The sequence below is a fragment of the Shouchella patagoniensis genome (genome assembly GCF_002019705.1).
In the GTDB taxonomy this organism is placed as follows: domain Bacteria; phylum Bacillota; class Bacilli; order Bacillales; family Bacillaceae_D; genus Shouchella; species Shouchella patagoniensis.
The window spans coordinates 1,576,268-1,596,442 of record NZ_KV917377.1 but is presented as its reverse complement, the minus strand read 5'-3'; the positions used below and the strand labels follow the sequence as shown (position 1 = coordinate 1,596,442).

At 37.9% G+C, this 20,175-nt stretch carries 24 protein-coding genes; 23 read left to right on the top strand and 1 reads right to left on the bottom strand.

Features of this window, described 5'->3' with window-relative positions:
- Positions 1-22 precede the first annotated feature (22 nt).
- From BK584_RS08645 to BK584_RS08575, 15 genes are all read left to right on the top strand, one after another.
- On the top strand, positions 23-730 hold the full coding sequence (locus BK584_RS08645; protein WP_078392234.1) for a response regulator transcription factor: 708 nt from the start codon (positions 23-25) through the stop codon (positions 728-730).
- Positions 731-845: 115 nt separating this feature from the next.
- Positions 846-1,688 (top strand): DegV family protein, encoded by an 843-nt coding sequence (locus BK584_RS08640; RefSeq protein WP_078392233.1) that lies wholly within the window; start codon positions 846-848, stop codon positions 1,686-1,688.
- A 33-nt stretch (positions 1,689-1,721) separates the two neighbouring features.
- Complete coding sequence (locus BK584_RS08635; protein WP_078392232.1) at positions 1,722-3,077, top strand: ATP-dependent helicase ComFA; 1,356 nt, start codon at positions 1,722-1,724, stop codon at positions 3,075-3,077.
- Entirely contained in the window at positions 3,074-3,775 is a 702-nt protein-coding gene (locus tag BK584_RS08630) for a ComF family protein (protein WP_078392231.1), read from the top strand. Before BK584_RS08635 ends, BK584_RS08630 begins: the two co-directional genes overlap by 4 nt.
- 52 nt (positions 3,776-3,827) lie before the next feature.
- Positions 3,828-4,247, top strand: coding sequence for a hypothetical protein (locus tag BK584_RS08625; RefSeq protein ID WP_078392230.1), 420 nt, complete (start codon positions 3,828-3,830; stop codon positions 4,245-4,247).
- A 17-nt stretch (positions 4,248-4,264) separates the two neighbouring features.
- Positions 4,265-4,531: a flagellar biosynthesis anti-sigma factor FlgM gene (flgM, locus tag BK584_RS08620; protein WP_078392229.1), complete on the top strand. Its 267-nt coding sequence runs from the start codon at positions 4,265-4,267 to the stop codon at positions 4,529-4,531.
- On the top strand, positions 4,528-4,962 hold the full coding sequence (locus BK584_RS08615) for a flagellar protein FlgN (protein ID WP_169871141.1): 435 nt from the start codon (positions 4,528-4,530) through the stop codon (positions 4,960-4,962). The genes flgM and BK584_RS08615 overlap by 4 nt, the downstream gene beginning before the upstream one ends.
- A gap of 12 nt (positions 4,963-4,974) precedes the next feature.
- Positions 4,975-6,246 (top strand): FlgK family flagellar hook-associated protein, encoded by a 1,272-nt coding sequence (locus BK584_RS08610; RefSeq protein ID WP_078392227.1) that lies wholly within the window; start codon positions 4,975-4,977, stop codon positions 6,244-6,246.
- Positions 6,247-6,261: 15 nt separating this feature from the next.
- Positions 6,262-7,323: a flagellar hook-associated protein FlgL gene (flgL, locus tag BK584_RS08605; RefSeq protein ID WP_078392226.1), complete on the top strand. Its 1,062-nt coding sequence runs from the start codon at positions 6,262-6,264 to the stop codon at positions 7,321-7,323.
- A gap of 6 nt (positions 7,324-7,329) precedes the next feature.
- Complete coding sequence (gene fliW, locus BK584_RS08600; RefSeq protein ID WP_245808816.1) at positions 7,330-7,773, top strand: flagellar assembly protein FliW; 444 nt, start codon at positions 7,330-7,332, stop codon at positions 7,771-7,773.
- Between the two features lie 2 nt (positions 7,774-7,775).
- A complete protein-coding gene (gene csrA / locus BK584_RS08595) occupies positions 7,776-8,021 on the top strand; it encodes a carbon storage regulator CsrA (protein ID WP_078392225.1) in 246 nt (81 codons plus the stop codon).
- Positions 8,022-8,130: 109 nt separating this feature from the next.
- Complete coding sequence (locus BK584_RS08590; protein WP_078392224.1) at positions 8,131-8,460, top strand: flagellar protein FlaG; 330 nt, start codon at positions 8,131-8,133, stop codon at positions 8,458-8,460.
- 14 nt (positions 8,461-8,474) lie between these two features.
- Entirely contained in the window at positions 8,475-10,232 is a 1,758-nt protein-coding gene (gene fliD, locus BK584_RS08585; RefSeq protein ID WP_169871139.1) for a flagellar filament capping protein FliD, read from the top strand.
- 15 nt (positions 10,233-10,247) lie between these two features.
- Complete coding sequence (gene fliS / locus BK584_RS08580) at positions 10,248-10,640, top strand: flagellar export chaperone FliS (protein WP_078392222.1); 393 nt, start codon at positions 10,248-10,250, stop codon at positions 10,638-10,640.
- Entirely contained in the window at positions 10,640-10,987 is a 348-nt protein-coding gene (locus BK584_RS08575; RefSeq protein WP_078392221.1) for a hypothetical protein, read from the top strand. Before fliS ends, BK584_RS08575 begins: the two co-directional genes overlap by 1 nt.
- 29 nt (positions 10,988-11,016) lie before the next feature.
- Here BK584_RS08575 and BK584_RS08570 read toward each other — a convergent pair whose 3' ends face one another.
- The gene (locus BK584_RS08570; RefSeq protein ID WP_078392220.1) at positions 11,017-11,883 is read right to left on the bottom strand and encodes a DUF6612 family protein; all 867 of its coding nucleotides are present in this window, start codon (positions 11,881-11,883) and stop codon (positions 11,017-11,019) included.
- A gap of 432 nt (positions 11,884-12,315) precedes the next feature.
- Between BK584_RS08570 and BK584_RS08565 the strand changes: the two genes are divergently transcribed.
- The 8 genes from BK584_RS08565 to ftsX all read left to right on the top strand — a co-directional run bounded on the left by BK584_RS08565 (position 12,316) and on the right by ftsX (position 20,153).
- Positions 12,316-12,513, top strand: a complete 198-nt coding sequence (locus BK584_RS08565) for a cold shock domain-containing protein (RefSeq protein ID WP_035420575.1) — start codon at positions 12,316-12,318, stop codon at positions 12,511-12,513.
- A 154-nt stretch (positions 12,514-12,667) separates the two neighbouring features.
- Entirely contained in the window at positions 12,668-13,240 is a 573-nt protein-coding gene (gene hpf / locus BK584_RS08560) for a ribosome hibernation-promoting factor, HPF/YfiA family (protein WP_078392219.1), read from the top strand.
- A gap of 215 nt (positions 13,241-13,455) precedes the next feature.
- A complete protein-coding gene (gene secA / locus BK584_RS08555) occupies positions 13,456-15,981 on the top strand; it encodes a preprotein translocase subunit SecA (protein ID WP_078392218.1) in 2,526 nt (841 codons plus the stop codon).
- A gap of 27 nt (positions 15,982-16,008) precedes the next feature.
- A protein-coding gene (prfB, locus tag BK584_RS08550) for a peptide chain release factor 2 (RefSeq protein WP_139365632.1) occupies positions 16,009-17,113 on the top strand; the annotation gives its coding sequence in 2 pieces (ribosomal slippage) (positions 16,009-16,080 and positions 16,082-17,113; 1,104 coding nt in all).
- Positions 17,114-17,183: 70 nt separating this feature from the next.
- On the top strand, positions 17,184-18,047 hold the full coding sequence (locus tag BK584_RS08545; RefSeq protein WP_078392217.1) for a YitT family protein: 864 nt from the start codon (positions 17,184-17,186) through the stop codon (positions 18,045-18,047).
- A gap of 100 nt (positions 18,048-18,147) precedes the next feature.
- Positions 18,148-18,387 (top strand): c-type cytochrome, encoded by a 240-nt coding sequence (locus BK584_RS08540; RefSeq protein WP_078392216.1) that lies wholly within the window; start codon positions 18,148-18,150, stop codon positions 18,385-18,387.
- Positions 18,388-18,589: 202 nt separating this feature from the next.
- Positions 18,590-19,276, top strand: coding sequence for a cell division ATP-binding protein FtsE (ftsE, locus tag BK584_RS08535; protein WP_078395475.1), 687 nt, complete (start codon positions 18,590-18,592; stop codon positions 19,274-19,276).
- Positions 19,266-20,153, top strand: coding sequence for a permease-like cell division protein FtsX (ftsX, locus tag BK584_RS08530; RefSeq protein WP_078392215.1), 888 nt, complete (start codon positions 19,266-19,268; stop codon positions 20,151-20,153). The genes ftsE and ftsX overlap by 11 nt, the downstream gene beginning before the upstream one ends.
- The last annotated feature ends 22 nt before the right edge of the window (positions 20,154-20,175 follow it).

The following is a 20,175-nucleotide window of genomic DNA, read 5'->3' as shown; positions in this document are numbered from 1 at the left end:
GTTCTACAGAGAGGTGAAAACAATGATTTTACAAGAAACGCAAGAAATTCGTATCGTAATAATAGATGATCATCCATTGTTTAGAGAAGGGGTAAAACGTATCCTTTCAATGGAGCAAGATTTTAACGTTGTTGCTGACGGTGAAGATGGATCAGAAGTCATTGACTTAGTTCGTAATCATCAACCAGACGTCATTTTAATGGACATTAATATGCCAAAATTAAATGGGGTTGAAGCTACGAAGCAACTAGTAAAGACTTTTCCAAAAGTAAAAGTGCTCATTCTCTCAATTCATGATGATGAGTCTTATGTTTCTCATGTGCTCCGAACAGGTGCATCGGGTTATCTTTTAAAAGAAATGGACGCTGAGTCGTTAGTTGAAGCAGTAAAAGTTGTTGCTTCAGGAGGAGCATATATTCATCCTAAAGTGACTTCAAACCTAATAAAAGAGTACCGGAGATTGGCAAGGCAAGATGAACAGCACCAGGATTCAGTTGGTTATCGAGAGGTAGAATACCGGAAGCCTTTGCATATATTAACGCGCAGGGAATGTGAAGTACTTCAACTTATGACTGATGGGCAAAACAATAGAGCGATTGGTGAATCACTTTATATTAGTGAAAAAACAGTTAAAAATCATGTGAGTAATATCTTGCAAAAAATGAACGTAAATGATCGAACTCAAGCGGTGGTCGAATCGATTAAAAAAGGGTACGTTATCGTTCGTTAACTTTCGCAGTTATTCCTCAAATAATAGATTTTTTGTCCACTTCGCCTTGAATATCACTCTCGTTTCAGCTACATTTAAACAGAGTAATTGCGAGTAGAAAAGTGAGGAATGAACGATGCAGAAAACCGCTATTATAACTGATTCAACTGCGTATTTAGACGAGGAAATGCAAAAAAAATTAATGATCTATACAATTCCTTTATCGGTAAACTTTGCAGATGCAACGTACCGTGAAGGAATTGATCTTACAACGGACGCTTTTTACGATTATCTTGAACAGGAAGAAGCTTTACCAACCACGTCACAGCCCGCCATTGGTGAGTTTTTAACATTACTGGAAGAGCTGAAAGAAAAAGGCTTTACAGATATTGTTTCGATTCATTTATCATCTAAAATCAGTGGGACGCTGCAAACAGCAATTTCCGCAGGAGAAATGGTTGATGGTATTACTGTTTTTGGATTTGACTCAGAAATAAGTTGTTCCCCACAAGGCTTTTATGTAGAGGCCGCTGCAAGGCTAGCTTTAGAAGGTGAGCGTGGTTCTACCATTATCAAACATTTGAAAGCAATGCGGAAGCAAGTACACGCATATTTTATGGTAAATGATTTAAATCACTTACGTCGAGGCGGGCGTTTGAATGGTGCCCAAGCAATTGTCGGTAGTTTACTCCAAATTAAGCCAATTTTACATTTTGACGAAGGGCTCATCATGCCTTTCGAGAAAGTTCGTACAGAGAAAAAAGCGTTAAGTCGAATTCTTGATATGCTATTTGTAGATATTGATAAAGGAACTGTTAATGAAGTGGTTGTAATTCATGCGAATCGTCTTGATGGTGCAGAACGTTTAAAAAGCGCAATTGAAGAAAAAGATTCGACGATCAAAGTGAATATTAGTTATTTTGGTCCGGTTATTGGGACACATCTTGGTGCAGGCAGCCTTGGTATTGGTTGGTATTAAAGAGAACTAACCCTTAGGTGAGGAGGCTTCTTGGTGAACAATAAACAAGTTGAAGCTGTTCGAAGCTATTTGAATGGCAGGCGCATGTTGTCAACAGACTGGCCGTTTTCTTCTGAACTTATCTCCTATTGTATTACTAATCATTTGGTTACGTATAAGCCTGCCTTAACAAAGTCGAGTGATGGATGGCTATGCAATCGGTGCGGTAATAAGAAAGCAGCGTTTTTTTATCAGCATTATTGTTCGAAATGTAATAGTGATTGCACTTATTGTAGGCATTGCATTCAAATGGGGAAGGCATCTAGCTGTGTAAATCTATACAGCTGGAATGGTTCTCCAATTCATTACAGCCCTATAAAAAGTAGTTGTAAATGGCTTGGAACATTATCATTTGCTCAACAAAAAGCAGCTGATACTCTCGTTTCAATAAGTATCATACCAGCGGCTATACACCTCATTTGGGCAGTGTGTGGAGCAGGAAAAACGGAAATTCTTTTTCCTGTAATTGAAAAATGTATTCAATTTGGTAAGCGTGTAGCGATTGCTACCCCTCGTACTGATGTGGTCAAAGAATTAGCCCCACGATTTAAAGCTGCTTTTCCGAATATTACACAAAGTGTATTGTATGGTGGCAGTCGCAAACAAGCTATTCAAGCACAACTCGTTCTTGCAACAACGCACCAACTACTCCGTTATTCTCACACATTTGATTTGCTCGTCGTAGATGAAGTAGATGCATTCCCCTATTCATATGATTCCAGTCTTAAATTTGCAGTGTATAATGCAAAAAAGAAAAGTGGAGTTTTAGTTTTTTTAAGTGCGACTCCGTCTAAAACATTACTCAATGAAAAAAACCTGAACCTAACTAAGATCCCTATTAGGTTTCACGGAAAACCTTTACCACTACCACGTTTTAAATGGATAGGAAACTGGCAAAAAGCAATAAATGCAGGGAAATTACCAAGCCTAATTTTCGAGTGGCTATCTCATTATAATAACGAGCCTAAAATGATCTTCTTACCGTCAATTTATTTATTGAATAAATTATCTAATTTATTAAAAAATGAATCCTGTGTATTTGCAGCGGTCCACGCCAAGGCCCCTAACCGTCATCAATCGATTGCAGCTTTTCGAAATAAAAAGTTAAAGTTACTGTTAACGACCACAATATTAGAAAGAGGTGTAACAGTTGAAAATCTTCAAGTCGCGGTACTAGGTACCGAAAATCCACTTTTCTCTGAAGCGTGTCTTGTACAAATAAGTGGTAGAGTTGGAAGAAAGCTCGCTTTTCCGAACGGTGACATCGTTTTTTGGCATAATGGAGTAACTACTGCGATGAGACAAACAAGGAAACACTTGCGAAACATGAACAAGGAGGCTGGTTTATGAGCAGGTGCCTTATATGCAAAGAACATTTTTGGCAAGAGGTATCATTGAATATTATTTTTAAACCTAATAAGACACAGATCTGTTCAGAATGTTCAGCTAACTTGGAGCGAACGAGCGGCTGTATTCGTTGTGATAAACCCACTAATAAAATTCGCGATCGACGATATGAGTGTAGTGATTGTAAAAAATGGCGAAGAGTGAAAGGTGGTGACCCACTTTGCAAAAACAGATCAATTTTTTTATATAATGGTTTTTTAAAACAATTACTTGCTGATTATAAGTACCGTGGGGATGTAGCTTTAGCAAATGTCTTTACAAATGATATAAGAAGAATAATTAGAAGTGAATTTCCTGATTTTGTGGTAACTGCATTACCACTCTCACCTAGTCGTATGCAAGAGCGAGGGTTTAATCAAGCTGAACAATTACTTGGGATGCTTAGTTGGCACAATTGTTTAACCCGATCTCTATCAAATGATGACAAAAAGCAGAGTAAAAAGACCCGGGCAGAGAGAATCAAAAGGGAACAAAACAACCCTTTTTCGGTTATGGAGCATGAATTTAAACAAATTAAGGGTAAACGTTACTTAATTATTGACGATATATATACTACTGGAGCTACCGTAAGGTTGGCTGCTGTTCAATTGATTGATGCAGGAGCAAAAAATGTATCATCATTAACAATTGCAAGGTCATAAACAACAACTTAATGTAATAAAAAATGTTAAAATTAAGTAATGGGAGATTATCATGGCGGAATTATCTAATTGCATAACATGTGGAGTGGTATTTTTAAAAGCATATTCTCCACTTTGCCGCAGTTGTTATGAAAAGGAAGAGCAATGGTATTCAGTAGTATCGACTTTTTTAAAAAAAAGAGAAAATCGCTTAGTGACACAAGCGGATATTATTCTCGCAACATCGATTCCAGCAAAAACGTTAAATTCATTTATACGATCTGGACGGTTGATGTTGCAAGATCACCCAAACCTACAGCACCCTTGTGAGCGTTGTAATCAATTAACGCAAGAAAAGCGGTATTGCGCCAATTGTGTAGATGAACTAAGTGCAGGGTGGTTAACGCAAACAAGTCAAGCTATTGAAGAGAATAATAATCATGAAGCATTAAATAGATATTCATTAAAAAACACATTGCGTAAAGAAGAGTAAACAAAGGTGGAGATTCGATGAAAATAAATTCTTCCCAGTCTGTGCATCAGACGTCGTATAGTAAAAATACTCAATCGACACAAGTGGATTCTCAGGTTATTCCCAAAAAAGACAAGGTAGAAATATCTCAAGAGGCTCGTACGCTCAGCAATAAAATAGATCATTCGCGTGAACAGAAGATAGCAGATTTAAAAGCACAAATTGATAGTGGACAATACCAGATTAATCCTGAAAAAACGGCCCAATCTCTTTATAAGGCATGGAAATTAGGCGATCACTTATGAAAGTTGCATCGTTGCTAAGAGAAATGACGGATGTCCAACTAGCGTTATTAGACTTAACTAAACGAAAACAGCCAATCATCGTAGAAAACAACCTAGAAGAGCTAAATCAAATTATTGGGCAAGAAAGCTCATTAGTTTCAAAGACTCGTTTGCTTGAAAAGGCTATTGTACGAGAAAGTGAAGGGCGATCGCTTGCAAGTATTGTGACAACAAGTGAAGATGAAGAATTTCGATTGTTGCGTGATACATTAATGACCACAATAGATCAGTTGCAGAAACAAAATGAAATTAATCAAAAACTTTTAAATGACTCGTTAGCTTTTGTCCAAGGATCACTACAACTTCTTCAACCAAATAATTCTAATAAAACGTATACGCGAGAAGCGTCAGAAAAAAACGAGTCAAAAACGTTGTTTGATTCGAAAGCATAAAGGGAGGCAACAATGAGCACTTTCTTAGGATTGGAAACCATGCGCAGAGCTGTTGGTACGAATCGTAGTGCATTGCAAACGGTTGGTAATAATATTGCAAATGCAGGTACACCTGGTTATTCACGACAAAGGGTTAACTTGCAAGCCACAGGTGGCTACCCAGGGGTAGGCACATTTGGTCAGCCTGCAATCAGTGGTCGTTTAGGTACAGGTGTTGAAGTTAAAGGTGTTCAGAGAATAAGAGATCAATTTTTAGACCGGCAATTCCGCTCGGAAGTACATATAGAAGGAGCTGCATTTATGCAGCATCGTACACTTGAAAGGTTAGAAGATTTATATAATGAAGCGCCTACAAACAGTGATCTCCCGAGTGGGCTGTCTGGACAGTTATCAGCTTTTTGGAATGGGTGGAAGGATTTGGCGTCTGGGCAAGAGAATCAGGGAGTCCTAGTTGAACAAGGAAAAGCGATTTCTGATACTTTTTCTCACCTACATTCGGCGTTTGAATCAGAACTAGAAAATCTTGCACAGGAATTTGAGCTTACAGAGAAAAAAATGGCAGACTTACTGAAGCAAATCGAAATTAATAATCAGACGATAGCTAAAGCAGAGCGTGGGGGACAGATACCCAATGAGCTTTATGATGAACAAGATCGATTATTAGATGAACTTGCAGTACTTGTGCCCATTCAAGTAAATAGAACTGAATCTTCTCCTGGGGTTGCAAAAGGGGCTGAAGGCATCTATGTGGTTGAAATTTTGGCGACATCAACTGGCGGGGGCGAATTGGCTGGTATAGAAAAGGCAATCGGGCGTGTGGAAAAGGAAGTAGAGAAACTCAAAGAACTCGCAGGTTTGTTTGTGCATGAGGTAAATGAGCGATATTCTGGCGGAGAGGAACCAATGTTTTTTATATTTGATCCCGAAACAGGCTTATTCCAAATGAACCACCAGTTTACAGATGATCCAAGTAGTATAGATCAAACGGCAGCAGAAGCTATTGGAAAGATGGCCGATGATGGCGAAGTTATGAAAATGTACCGTGATATGATGGGGCAATTAGCAGTTGAAGCAAGTGCGATGCGGAGAGAAACCGAGTCTTCAAACGCTAGGCTTGCGAATATTGAAGGGAACCGGATGTCAATGAGTGGTGTTTCTTTAGATGAAGAGTTAGCGATGTTAATTCAATATCAACATTCTTATAACGCGGCTGCACGAGCAATGACGGCAATGGATGAGATGTTAAACACCATCATTAATGGTATGGGCGTTGTTGGACGATAAAAGGAGGAAAGTAAAGTGCGGATAACTCAACCAATGCTTACAGCGAATACACTTCGCTATTCACAAGCAAGCTATGAACGCTTATCTACTTTGCAAGAGCAGCTTAGTACGCAAAAGAAAATTAGTAGATTTTCGCAAAACCCCGTTATTGCAGTTAAATCAATGCAATACCGTGAATCACAAGCCCTTAACACTCAGTATAAGCGTAATATTAACGAAGCTCATAATTGGTTAGATCAAAGTGACACATCGTTGCGAGAGACTACAAATGTTTTAAATCGGGTGCGGGAACTAGCAGTGAAAGCATCAACGGGTACATATGGGCCAGACGAACGTAAGAGTGTTGCTCAAGAGACAGAAGAATTACGTAATCATTTAATGACCATAGCGAATACTAGCACTGCAGGGAAATACATATTTAATGGAACTAATACGAGTAAAGCTCCTATTACTACGTATACTGCGGAGCAATTAGTAGAACAAGATTTAACCGATGTGAAACTAAGTTTTCGTGGTGAGATATACGATTATATAGAAGAAAATGGACAATTTGAATCACGTAATGACGGATCGGTTTTGCGATTCGAAGATGGTCAATTTTTTAATGAGGCAGGAGACAAAGTCGATCAAGATGAAATGTTGATTCAAACAAGAACGTTTGATCAAAATGGAGTGGAGTTGGAATTACAGCAAGGTGTGTATGTAAAGGTTAATGCGGAAGCCCATCGTTTGTTCTCGGATGAGTTATTTAACGACTTGTTCGCATTTGAGCAAGCATTGTTAAATCCAGATGTAACGGAAGAAGAGCTTGGCAAATATATTGACAAAATCGATACTCATTTAAGAGCTGCTGCCGATGTAAATGGTCAACTTGGAGCAAGAATGAATCGAGTTGATTTAATAGAAGATCGGTTAGAACAACAAGATTTTCTGTTAAAGAAAATAAAATCACAAAATGAAGACGTAGACTTTGAAGAGACTGTGATGAAGTTACTTGTAGCGGAAGGAATCCATTCTGCGGCGCTTGCCGCAAGCGCACGTGTGATTCAACCCTCGCTGCTTGATTTCTTAAGGTAGGGTGACATGATGCAAGTTGAGACAAGTTATTTAGGGACTGTAAAATCTTCAGAAGATGATATCCTTCTCTTTGCAGGAGGATTGCCGGGCTTTCTTGAAGAGAAAGAGTTTGTGTTACTCCCCTTTGAACAAAGTCACTTTTTTCTCTTACAATCAGTTCACTCAAAGCATCTTGCATTTATTTGTGCCGATCCTTTTGTATTTTGGGATGATTATGAAGTGAAACTTGATGATGCATCAGTGGAGCAATTAGCTGTTCAAGAAGAAGAGGAGGTGGCGATCTTTGTTATTCTAACAATTGAGCAACCTTTCTCAGCTACTACCGCAAATCTTCGGGCACCTATTATTATTAATTCTAAAAACAAAAGAGCCAAACAAGTTATGCTTGATGCATATAAGTTTTCTCCAAAGACTGCTCTTTCAAAGGCAGCATCAAAGGAGAGGTGTTGAAGTTGCTTGTCTTATCAAGAAAGACTACAGAAACAATTTGTATTGGGGATGAAGTTGAAGTAACAATCCTTTCTGTTGAAGGAGACCAAGTTAAGCTAGGTATTTCAGCTCCTAGAACAGTTGATGTACACAGAAAAGAAGTATATGAAGCAATTCAAAAGGAGAATAAAACAGCAGCTAAACCAGTTTCATTAGAAGTGCTGCAGGCATTTATTGAGCATTCAACAAACCAAAAGCCTGGCTCTTAATAGTTAGTCGCGGCATGTTTTTAATTGCCGCTTTCTTTTTTTTCTTTAGCCTAAATGCTTTTTGGCATAAGCCGATAATAATAAAAAGGACTGATTAAAGAGGTGCAATATGTCATTGCAAATCCCGCTATCCATTCCGTTTTCTGAAATAGGGCTTGCTCGGTATCACCAACAGGTTACTACTGCGTCTAAACCTTCATATAATGGGGCTGTAGGTGGGGATATACAAACTCTATTGGATATTTCAAGCGACCATGTTGATAAAGTAACAAAACGAGCGTTGGCATTTAATATTCATAAAGATTTAGACCGAGTCTATGTACAAGTAATTGATCAAGAAACACAGGAAGTATTACGTGAGGTACCTCCGGAGAAAATTCTTGATTTGATTGCATCAATGATGAAATCAGTAGGGTTAATTGTTGACCACCATGTGTAGAAAGGATGATTGTTATGAGGCTTTCTGGTTTATCATCAGGGCTTGATATTGATCAAATGATGAAAGATTTAATGCGTGCTGAACGTATGCCTGTTAATAAGCTTGAAAAACAAAGAACCGAATTAGGGTGGAAGATGGATGCATACCGAGAAATTAATGTTAAGATGCAAGCGTTGCATTCATCTATTTTTGATACATTAATGCGGAGCTCTGTTATGAAAAAAAGGACTGTTGCATCTTCTGATCCAAATATTGCAACCGCAACTGCATCATCTTCACTGGGGAATGCAAATTATACATTAAATGAAGTAAAGCAATTGGCAACAGCTGCAACAGCCAAAGGTAAAGAGTTGAAAGGAATAAATGAAAATTCTTCTTTAAGTGAACTCGGAATCTCATCTGGTTCTAAGATAGAAGAAGGATGGGTTACAGGTAAGCTAGTGCGAGAGACAGCAGAATTTAAAGAAGGAAAGGCACAATTAAAGGAGAAACCAGAATTTGCGCATGATGAACAACTCTTGTTAATCAACGGAAAAACTTATCAAGTTGTTGATGCGGATAAAGAAACAATAGAATCAAATCAAGTTAAAATTAATGAAAATGGGGAAATGACGTTTGCTGAAGGAGTTAAACTCCCGGCACGCTTACAAGTGGAGTATATACAAGAAGACTCAACTAGTAAAGAACGATATACAAAATCTACGGTTTCGACTGTTAATGCTCAGGGTGAGACGACTGAAAGCTCTTTTTTCTTTAAAGACACAGACAAAATTAGTACAGTCATAACCCAAATGAGATCTGCTGATGCTGGGGTAAATGTTTTTTTTGATGAGTTTAATCAGTCATTTGTAGTAAGTAAACAAGAGACAGGCCAATCAGCTAATAATATGGGAGATCTCTTTTTTGAAGGTCATTTGTTTAATCAAACTTTAGGCTTGAATGAAAACGTGATAGAAGGGAAAAATGCAATTTTTACTGTGAATGGTGTTGAAACACAGCGTGCATCAAACACATTTAATTTAAGTGGAATGACAATTACATTAAAGAATGAGTCAACTCAACCAATTAGTTTAAACGCTACTACAAATGTTGAAGATATCTTCGATACAGTACTCGCTTTTGTTGAAGAATATAATGAGTTAGTTGATTTCGTTAATGGTAAATTAGGAGAACCATATTATCGTGATTATGATCCCCTCACTACAGAAGAACGAGATAGTTTATCTGATATTGAAGCGGAACGATGGGAAGAAAAAGCGCAAAGTGGCTTACTTCGTAATGATGTGATGTTGCAAGGTACATTTAATCAGATGAGGCAAAGCCTTTACCAAACAATTAACTCGAATGGGACCATAGGGCATCTTGTTGATATTGGAATTACCACATCTAAAGATTATATGGATGGCGGCAAGTTGGAAGTGAATGCTGATAAACTGAGGCAAGCTATTGAAGAAGATGTTGATGGGGTTTTTTCATTGTTTAACGGCTCTGATGGTAACCCTGGATTGGCTCAAAATTTGCGGACCAATTTGCAACAGGGCATGTCTAGTATTGCAAGGAGAGCAGGTGGTTCAGAGGGTTATCATGAACAGCATCAATTTGCAATTGGGCAACAAACGAAAGCAATCGATGATCGTATATCTGACTTTGAGCGAAGACTAGAACAAAAAGAAGCGAGATATTGGCGACAATTCACGGCAATGGAACGAGCTATGCAAATGGCGAATCAACAAAGCGAATCATTGTTTAATTTGCTTTATGGGAATAACTAGGAGGTCTTTTCATTTATGTTAAAACAAGGTGTATATAAGCAGCAAGCCGTTCAAACGGCGTCGCCTGGCGAATTAACCCTTATGTTATACAATGGTTGTTTGAAGCAAATTCGCTTAGCGCATTTGGCGATTGAAGAGTTTAATATTGAAAACCGCCACGCCTGTATTAGTAAAGCAGAGGCTATCATTCGTGAATTAATGGTGACACTTCGAACGGATTCTGAAGTTGGTTCTAATATGATGCGACTCTATGAATATATCTCGCATAAACTTACTGAGGCGAACATAAAAAATGACCGGGCAGCCCTTTTTGAAGCAGAGACGTATGTACTTGAGTTTCGTGATACATGGAAACAAGTTATCTTATTAGAGCGGCAAAGTAGACTAAAAGGGACACAAGCATTGTAATGAGTGTTGAACTGCAACGACTTACAGAGAAACTTTTAGTCCATCTGCAAACCCCTCTTTCTGCTGACGATGATGAGAGGGATAAAACGATTGCTGATGTTTCATTAATACTTGAATCGCGAAATAAGGAGATTCAATACACTGATCCTAAATTAATGGAAAAAGCAGACATAGAAAAACTCATAAACCAAGACAAGTTACTTAAACAATTATTAGACACATATTTGAGTCATATAAAATCCGATATAAAGGCTCTGTCAGCTAAAAAGCAAAGAAGACATACATATTCGCAAGGAATAAGCATGTCTTATCAAAGTGGCTTTTTTATTGATAAAAAGAGTAAATAAACAAGCAAGCCTCTATGGCTTGCTTGTTTCTACTTTAATACAGTTGGCAACTGTATGCCTTCCTGACTATTTACGTTAGTGCGTGTGAGAGAGATGTCTTTTCGAATAAGCCAACTCTGATCGTTTTCTTCAAGAAGAAGTTCAAACGCGGAATTGGTTTTTTCTAATAGAAAAGTATCCTTATTTATGAACAACATATAGTCAAGCTGGGCTACTGTAAATTCATCAAGTTCAATATCTCTTTCACTTAAGATTGATTGGTCAACAAGGTTCATGCTCAATGCCATTTGTCTCAGTTCTTCTCCGCTTGCTTCAACGCTTAATACATACAGATCATCATATTGACTGACACTAACAAAATCAGGTATCGAATGAAGCAGTTGTAGTTGCTCAATTGGTGCGAGATCATAATGAAAAACATCGTTCTTTAACTCTGAAAGATCTTCAACGGTATTCCATCCTGTACCATCTCTGTTAATACGATATTGATCTGATTCTTTTATGATTCCGACTGTTTGCTCAGGTGCTTCTTCATTCTCAGAATTAAGCGGATAACGCGCCAAACTTGTAAAAGTGACTTGAGGTTCATTACTATAAGACAACGTTCCTTCGGTAACTTTTACAGTTTGTTCTTCAATCTCTCCTTCAGGTACTGGAGATAATGTATCGGTCATTTTTAAGTTGGCTGTATAGTTAGTAAGTTGATTATCTGCATGCATTGATTTTTCGAGAATACTGTTGCTGTCTAGAAGAGTCTCAGGTTCAGAGAGCACATCGTGATCCTTTGAAAATGTAACTACATCTTTACTCTCTAGTGATTGATAGCTATTTGAAGAACAGGAAGCAAGAAGGGCGGAAACAGCGATGCTGCTATAAAACCAGCTTGTGTTTTTCAAATCTGACCACTCCTGGCTAAATGAATTGCACTTTAATGTTACAATTACATTACAAGCGCTTGTGATATTGTAACAAAAGGAAAACCTTAAGGGAATAGGAAATTCGTACTAGCTAGAATTTATTATTGGAATTGATGTAAGCAATCATGTTTTTAAAAATGTGATAGAAAAAAATCAAGGTAAAAAAATCAATAATAAATATTTCGACATCTTTCTTTATAGATAAAATAGAAGGTTTTAAATAAAAAACCTAAAAAATCAATGTATACAAAGTAAGCGCTGACAATCTATTTTAATTGAATCGACAAGAATTGACAAATGTTCTAAAGTACCATTAAATAAAGAGTTTGACTTATGAGAATCTCGCTGGTATAGTTGAAACTGTGGAAAAGCACCACAATGAAATTTTTAGTAACGAAGGGAATGTGAAGCATGCAAGGAAAAGTAAAATGGTTTAATGCAGAAAAAGGTTTCGGTTTTATCGAGCGTGAAGATGGGGACGATGTATTCGTACATTTCTCTGCTATCAACTCTGAAGGATTCAAAACTCTTGACGAAGGTCAAGATGTAGAATTCGAAATCGTTGAAGGCGCGCGTGGACCGCAAGCTGCAAACGTAGTAAAGCTTTAATTCACATTCCTGAATGGATATGAATAATAGCTAATAATAACCCACTTTCATATGAAAGTGGGTTTTTTGTTGTTTATTTGTCATGCGATTACATGTTTAGGCAGGATTTTTAAGGGAATTGTAGAAGTAAGCAAGGAAAAGGAGGAGTTCTACTATGCATTATAATATTCGTGGTGAAAACATTGAGGTTACTGCTGCAATTCGAGAATATGTTGAAAAAAAAGTTGGGAAGCTTGAAAGGTATTTTGACACAACCCCGATTGCAGATGTAAATGTAAAGTTACAGCTTGTAAACAGCAGTGAATCAAGCATTGAGGTAACCATTCCAATGCCTAAGCTTTTGCTTAGAGGAGAAGAAACCAATGCGGATATGTATGCAGCCATCGACATTGTCGTTGAGAAGCTGGAACGCCAAATCCGAAAACATAAAACAAAAGTTAATCGTAAGTTTCGCCAAGAAGGTAGTCTGAAACACATGTTTAAAAATGACTTAGAACCTTTACGAGAAGAGATTATTGAAGAGGAATCACTTGGAGAAGAAGATAGTCTTGAAGTGGTCCGTACAAAACGCTTTAATTTAAAGCCTATGGATGCGGAAGAAGCAATATTGCAAATGGATTTGTTAGGACATAATTTCTTTGTTTTCTCTGATGCGGACAGTGGCAGCACGAACGTGGTCTACCGTCGTCGCGATGGCAAGTATGGATTAATTGAATCTGAAGCATAAAAAGCGATTTTAAAGAAGCATCGGCTAATTTGTCGATGCTTCTTTAACGGCTTTATTAGAACGGCATAACCTTGTAAGCTGGTGCTTAAACTGCTAATATAGATATGATAAAGACAAAGCTTAAAATAGCTATTGGTAATAGGTATATCTTAATGAAGAAGAATGAAATGTATTATTGCAGAATAGAGTAACACCGCTGAGAGAGGAAGATGATTATGATCGGTTTACTTCGGAAAGTAGTTGGCGATCCTGCCCAAAAACAATTAAAGAAAAATGAAAAAGTTGTTGATCAAGTTGAAGCGTTGGCTGATGAAATAAAGTTACTTTCAGATGAAGGGCTAAAAAGCAAAACAAGTGAATTCCAAACAGCCTTGCAGGAAGGTGGCACAATTGATGATATCATTGTTCCAGCACTAGCTGTTGTTCGTGAAGCCGCAGGACGTGTGTTAAATGAATATCCTTACCGAGTTCAATTGCTTGGTGCTCTGGCACTTCATCAAGGGAATATCGCTGAAATGAAGACAGGGGAAGGAAAAACACTTGTCGGAACAATAGCTGTATATGTGCAGGCACTAGCAGGTAAAGGAGTTCACATCGTAACGGTCAACAATTATTTGGCGAGCCGTGACCTGCAAAACTACGGTCGCGTTTTTCAATTCCTGGGATTGACTGTTGGTCTAAATGAAAATGGTCTATCTAAAGAAGACAAACAAAAGGCATATGCAGCAGATGTCACATATAGCACGAATAATGAACTTGGATTTGATTATTTGCGCGATAATATGGTGCTTTATAAAGAACAAATGGTACAGCGACCACTCCATTTCGCTCTCGTTGATGAAGTTGATTCAATATTAGTTGATGAAGCTAGAACACCGCTAATTATTTCTGGTTCGGTTGAACGCAAAACGAAATTATATGGACAAGCCAATACATTTGTTCGCGTATTAAAACTTGAAGATGATTACACATACGATGAAAAGACTAAAACGGTTCAACTAACGGATGAAGGTGTAAATAAAGCTGAACGAGCATTTAATATTGATAATCTTTATGATCAGAAACATGTTCAGTTAAACCATCATATAAATCAATCATTAAAAGCTCATGTTGCAATGCAACGGGATGCTGACTATGTAGTAGAGGACGGGGAAGTGGTCATTGTAGACCAATTTACTGGACGTTTAATGAAAGGTCGTCGCTACAGCGATGGTTTGCATCAAGCTCTTGAAGCAAAAGAAGGCCTTGAAGTACAACGTGAGAGTATAACACTTGCTTCTATCACTTTCCAGAATTACTTCCGTATGTACAATAAACTAGCAGGTATGACTGGTACGGCTAAAACAGAAGAAGAAGAGTTTCGTAACATTTACGGAATGGATGTAATGGTTATCCCAACTAATAAAGAGATTGCTCGTGAAGACCGTTCGGATTTAATCTATAAAACAATGCAAGCGAAATTTAACGCTGTCGTAGAAGAAATTAGCGAGCTTCATAAAAGTGGTCAGCCTGTACTTGTTGGTACTGTAAATGTTGAAACATCTGAAGTTGTATCAAAGATGCTAACGAAAAAACGTATACCACACCATGTGTTAAATGCAAAAAACCATGAACGTGAAGCTGAAATCATCGAAAACGCGGGACAAAAAGGCTCTGTAACGATTGCAACTAATATGGCAGGACGTGGTACAGATATTAAGCTTGGATCTGGTGTCAAAGATTTAGGGGGCTTACATGTACTTGGTACTGAACGCCATGAGAGTAGGCGAATTGACAATCAATTGCGTGGTCGTGCAGGTCGTCAAGGTGACGTTGGTTCTTCCCAGTTTTACTTGTCCATGGAAGATGAACTCATGAGACGTTTTGGCTCTGATAATATGCGTACGATGATGGAAAAACTAGGTATGGATGAAGATCAGCCAATTGAATCTAAATGGGTTTCAAGAGCCGTAGAAACAGCGCAGAAACGAGTAGAGGGAAATAACTTTGATGCTCGTAAGCAAGTACTGCAATTTGATGACGTTATGCGTGAACAACGTGAAATTATTTATAAGCAACGGATGGAAGTGCTTGAATCCGAGAACTTGAAGTCAATTGTTGAAAACATGATGAAAGCATCAGTAGAGCATGTTGTTAAAACACATACTCCAGATTCACTTGTACAAGAAGAATGGGATCTAAATGCAATTGTGACATACATGAACGGGCAACTATTGAGTGAAGATGCCTTGTCTGTAAAAGATATAAAAGGGAAAGAACAAGACGAGATTATTGAGCTTATTAATGAGAGAGTTCTTGCAGCTTATGCCGCTAAAGAAGCTGAAGTATCTTCAGAACAAATGCGTGAGTTCGAAAAAGTGATCATGCTGCGTACAGTTGACCGCAAGTGGATGAACCATATAGATCAAATGGATCAGCTTCGTCAGGGGATTCATTTACGAGCATACGGACAAAATGATCCATTGCGTGAATACCGCTTTGAAGGGTTTAACATGTTTGAAGCGATGATTGCAGAAATTGAAGAAGAGGTATCAATGTATGTAATGAAAGCTCAAGTTCAACAGAACTTACAACGCCAAGAAGTAGCTGAAGGAAAAGCTGTACAACCTTCTGCTAAAGGAGAGGCACAGAAAAAACCAAAGAATAAACCAATTCGTAAAGGCGAGGACATTGGACGTAATGATCCTTGTATTTGCGGAAGTGGTAAAAAATATAAAAATTGTTGTGGGGCAAACGCATAAGTTTGCCTCTCCCTATGAGGTGAAGAGATGGATTTAACTGAAATAAAACAAGAATTAGCTATACTAGAGAAACGACTATCTGATTTTAGGGGGTCTCTTTGACGTAGAAGAGAAGGAAGAGCGGATTGCAGAATTAGAAGAAAAAATGGCTGATCCTGATTTCTGGAATAGTCAAGATCAAGCACAAGTTGTTATATCTGAAACAAACGGACTAAAAGAGCAAGTGCATACTTTTAAAGATATGGCCGAAGCTTTTGATGATCTAGAAGTGAGTTTAGAACTTGTTCGTGAAGAAGAAGACGCGGAACTTGCGACTGAACTGGAAGCAGGAGTTGCAAAGTTAAAGACAGATATGAATCAATTTGAACTACAATTACTTTTAAGTGAGCCGTATGACAAAAACAACGCTATTCTTGAATTACATCCAGGGGCAGGTGGAACAGAGTCCCAAGATTGGGCATCGATGTTACTACGTATGTATACTCGCTGGGCTGAGAAACGAGGGTTTTCGGTTGAAACACTCGACTATCTTCCAGGAGATGAGGCAGGTGTTAAAAGCGTAACACTTCTTATTAAAGGTCATAATGCTTACGGATATTTAAAAGCTGAAAAAGGAGTTCATCGCCTTGTAAGGATTTCCCCTTTTGATTCATCTGGAAGAAGACACACTTCATTTGTTTCATGTGAAATTATGCCAGAATTAGATGACACAATTGATATTGAAATAAATACAGAAGATTTGAAGATCGATACGTATCGCGCGAGCGGTGCAGGTGGTCAGCATATTAACACTACAGACTCTGCTGTTAGAATAACCCATCTACCAACAAATACAGTTGTGACATGTCAAAGTGAGCGCTCCCAAATTAAAAACCGTGATCAAGCCATGAAAATGATGAAGGCAAAACTTTATCAATTACGTATTGAAGAGCAGGAACGGGAATTAGCTGAAATTAGAGGCGAACAAAAAGAAATAGGTTGGGGTAGTCAAATTCGTTCTTATGTTTTCCATCCTTATTCAATGGTCAAAGACCACCGTACAAATTTTGAAATTGGAAATACAAACGGGGTAATGGATGGTGAACTAGACGGGTTTATTGATGCTTATCTTAGGCAATCCCTTGCCATGTAAATAATTAAAAGGGCCGGCTAAAGACAAGCCGGCTTTTTAATTTTTGAATACAAAGGAGTGCAACGCGAGAATGACTCGACGACGACAAGAACCAAGGCCATTGGTTCTGGCAGGTTTTCATTATGTCCGTATTTTGTTAGGGTCGGCAATTGTGGCCCTCTCATTTAACTTGTTTTTGCTACCAAATCAAATCGCCCCAGGAGGCGTAAGCGGAATTAGTACAATTGCAAACTATGCATTAGGATTTGAACCAGCTTACACGCTTTGGGCGTTAAACATCCCAATTTTTATTTTAGGCTTATTGTTATTAGGTGGGTTTCAGTATGGGGCAAAAACATTGATAGGTACATTGTTTTTACCTTTAGTCGTTTTTTTAACAAAAGATTGGGTTGTTGAAGTAAGTGATCCTCTTTTAGGGGCATTATTTGGTGGGATTGGAGTAGGACTTGGTCTAGGTTTAGTGTTTCTATCAAATGCGAGTACTGGAGGAACAGATTTAATCGCACAAATTGTTCAGCGCTTTACCGGTTTATCTGCTGGGGTTTGTGTGGGAATTATTGATGGACTTGTGGTTGTGACATCTGCATTCGTTTTTAATATCGAACTTGCGTTGTATGCATTGATTTCTTTATTTGTAACTACTAAAACGATTGATTTAGTGCAAATGGGAGTTGGCTATTCTAAAATCGCCTATATCATCTCAACACAAGAAGAGGAAGTTCAAAAAGCCTTGTTTCAATCTGTTGACAGAGGCGTGACAAAACTTGCAGGATATGGTGGTTATACAAATAAGGCGCGTTCTGTGCTTATGTGTGTTGTGAACCAAAATGAAGTCTCCAGGTTAAAACAAACTGTTAAGAAAGTAGATCCTCACGCCTTTATCGTTTTGACTAACGCATCAGAAGTTTTAGGTGAGGGGTTTAAACGAGCTTAAAGAGATGGCATATAAATCGCGCGTGGATGCTTGTTGTTTGAACTATATTCTTATTAGCTTGTTGTCAAATGGAAAATTTTAAAAAGAAACTGAAAAAAAGATGTTAATACAAATTGAAACTGGTGCTGGCTATGAAATTTATAAGCAGGAAAGTTGTATTACTTTTCATGGCGATAACTTAGAAGGGGCTAGTGGGCCAGAGCTAACAGACCATCCTTGGAGTGCAGGGGAAATTGATGAAATCATCAGTAATGGAATTGAATTCAATTGGCTTCATGGCTCCTCAAAAATGGATGAAGAGGATCAGATAATACTTGCAGAATGGCTTAATGAACAATAAAACCATTTCTAAATTTAAACTATCTACTATACCCATACAAATTAATTTAAAACAAAAAACTGAAATAAAATTGTAATGTTGTTTGCCGCATTCTAATGATATAATTACCGCGAAGCATGTCGGAATTGGATACATTTGCTGTTTATTGGTAGGTTCTTGTGGTATTTTATGATTTATTTTTAAAGGTTGTGGTATCGTGAGTATAATAAAATTAGATGATGTTTGGAAAGTTTATACCAATAATGTGAAAGCAATAAATGGGATGTCTGTCCAATTTCAAAAAGGTGAGTTTGTTTATATTGTTGGTCCAAGTGGGGCAGGTAAGTCAACGTTTATCCGTTTAATATATAGAGAAGAAAAAGCAACGAGAGGCAATATTTTTGTAGATAACGTCAATTTGACAACGATTAAGGAAAAGGAAGTACCACATTTAAGACGTCGAGTAGGTGTTGTATTCCAAGATTTTAAATTACTACAGTCCTTAACAGTCTTTGAAAATATTGCTTTTGCTCTTGAAGTGATTGAAGAACATCCGATAAAAATTAAACAACGTGTGTATGAAGTGCTTGAACTAGTAAAGTTAAAAAGTAAAGCGAAGTTCTTACCAAGTGAATTATCTGGAGGAGAACAGCAACGGGTGGCGATTGCACGAGCTGTTGTTAACAAACCAGATGTATTGATAGCAGATGAGCCAACTGGAAATTTAGATCCAGACACAGCCTGGAGTATAATGGATATTTTAGAAAATATTAATTCTCTAGGTACAACAGTTATTATGGCAACACACAATAAAGAAATTGTTAATACGTTAAAACGCCGGGTTATTGCAATTGAAGGCGGACGGATTGTTCGTGATGAGGCAAGGGGGAATTACGGATATGAAGTTTAATACATTGAAGCGCCATATACGCGAAGGGGTAAAGAATCTTGGACGAAGCGGTTGGATGACATTTGCCTCTCTTAGTGCTGTAACGGTAATGCTCGTAATCGTTGGATTCTTTTTGATTGTCTTTTTAAACGGAAATCATCTTGCTTCCAGTATAGAAGAAAATGTAGAGATACGTGCGTTTATTGAGCATGGTACAAACGAAGAACAAATTAGTGAACTTATTCAAGAAGTAGAAAATGAGACTAATGTTAATGACATTGCTTTTATCGATAAAGAACAAGGACTTGAAAATTTAATCGCATCTACAGATATAGAGGCTTACAACAGTTTACGAGGAGAAAGTCCGCTAAGAGATGCGCTTAGCATTACAGCTGCATCTCCGCAAATGACTGAAAGTGTTGCCACAGCAATTGATGAGCATCAATATATACATGGTGTTGAATACGGGGCGGAAATTTTGCCTGACTTATTCCAAATCACGAATACAGGTCGTATCGCAGGAACCATCGTTATAGGAGCTTTGTTGTTTACGGCAATGTTCTTAATCTCTAATACGATCAAGTTAACTATTGTAGCTCGTAAAAAAGAAATTCAAATCATGAAATTAGTTGGAGCGACGAATGGCTTTGTACGCTGGCCATTTTTTATTGAGGGTATGTTGCTTGGTTTACTAGGGAGCATTATCCCAATTCTGTTGATTGGATTTGGTTACCATTTTGCTTACAGTGAAACAGCTGGTTTTTTTGAAGCGCGACAGTATTCAATATTATCACCAGACCAATTGATTATTCAGATATCAGTATTATTAGCAAGCGTCGGACTTTTAGTGGGCATTTGGGGAAGTGTCATGTCGGTTCGTAAATTCTTAAAAGTGTAAAACATAGAGTTGAGGGGGAAAC

Coding starts and splice junctions, on each gene's coding strand:
- BK584_RS08645 (WP_078392234.1), top strand. CDS start 23: ATGATTTTACAAGAAACGCAAGAAATTCGTATCGTAATAATAGATGAT.
- BK584_RS08640 (WP_078392233.1), top strand. CDS start 846: ATGCAGAAAACCGCTATTATAACTGATTCAACTGCGTATTTAGACGAG.
- BK584_RS08630 (WP_078392231.1), top strand. CDS start 3,074: ATGAGCAGGTGCCTTATATGCAAAGAACATTTTTGGCAAGAGGTATCA.
- BK584_RS08625 (WP_078392230.1), top strand. CDS start 3,828: ATGGCGGAATTATCTAATTGCATAACATGTGGAGTGGTATTTTTAAAA.
- flgM (WP_078392229.1), top strand. CDS start 4,265: ATGAAAATAAATTCTTCCCAGTCTGTGCATCAGACGTCGTATAGTAAA.
- BK584_RS08615 (WP_169871141.1), top strand. CDS start 4,528: ATGAAAGTTGCATCGTTGCTAAGAGAAATGACGGATGTCCAACTAGCG.
- BK584_RS08610 (WP_078392227.1), top strand. CDS start 4,975: ATGAGCACTTTCTTAGGATTGGAAACCATGCGCAGAGCTGTTGGTACG.
- fliW (WP_245808816.1), top strand. CDS start 7,330: ATGATGCAAGTTGAGACAAGTTATTTAGGGACTGTAAAATCTTCAGAA.
- BK584_RS08590 (WP_078392224.1), top strand. CDS start 8,131: ATGTCATTGCAAATCCCGCTATCCATTCCGTTTTCTGAAATAGGGCTT.
- fliD (WP_169871139.1), top strand. CDS start 8,475: ATGAGGCTTTCTGGTTTATCATCAGGGCTTGATATTGATCAAATGATG.
- fliS (WP_078392222.1), top strand. CDS start 10,248: ATGTTAAAACAAGGTGTATATAAGCAGCAAGCCGTTCAAACGGCGTCG.
- BK584_RS08575 (WP_078392221.1), top strand. CDS start 10,640: ATGAGTGTTGAACTGCAACGACTTACAGAGAAACTTTTAGTCCATCTG.
- BK584_RS08565 (WP_035420575.1), top strand. CDS start 12,316: ATGCAAGGAAAAGTAAAATGGTTTAATGCAGAAAAAGGTTTCGGTTTT.
- hpf (WP_078392219.1), top strand. CDS start 12,668: ATGCATTATAATATTCGTGGTGAAAACATTGAGGTTACTGCTGCAATT.
- secA (WP_078392218.1), top strand. CDS start 13,456: ATGATCGGTTTACTTCGGAAAGTAGTTGGCGATCCTGCCCAAAAACAA.
- BK584_RS08545 (WP_078392217.1), top strand. CDS start 17,184: ATGACTCGACGACGACAAGAACCAAGGCCATTGGTTCTGGCAGGTTTT.
- BK584_RS08540 (WP_078392216.1), top strand. CDS start 18,148: ATGTTAATACAAATTGAAACTGGTGCTGGCTATGAAATTTATAAGCAG.
- ftsX (WP_078392215.1), top strand. CDS start 19,266: ATGAAGTTTAATACATTGAAGCGCCATATACGCGAAGGGGTAAAGAAT.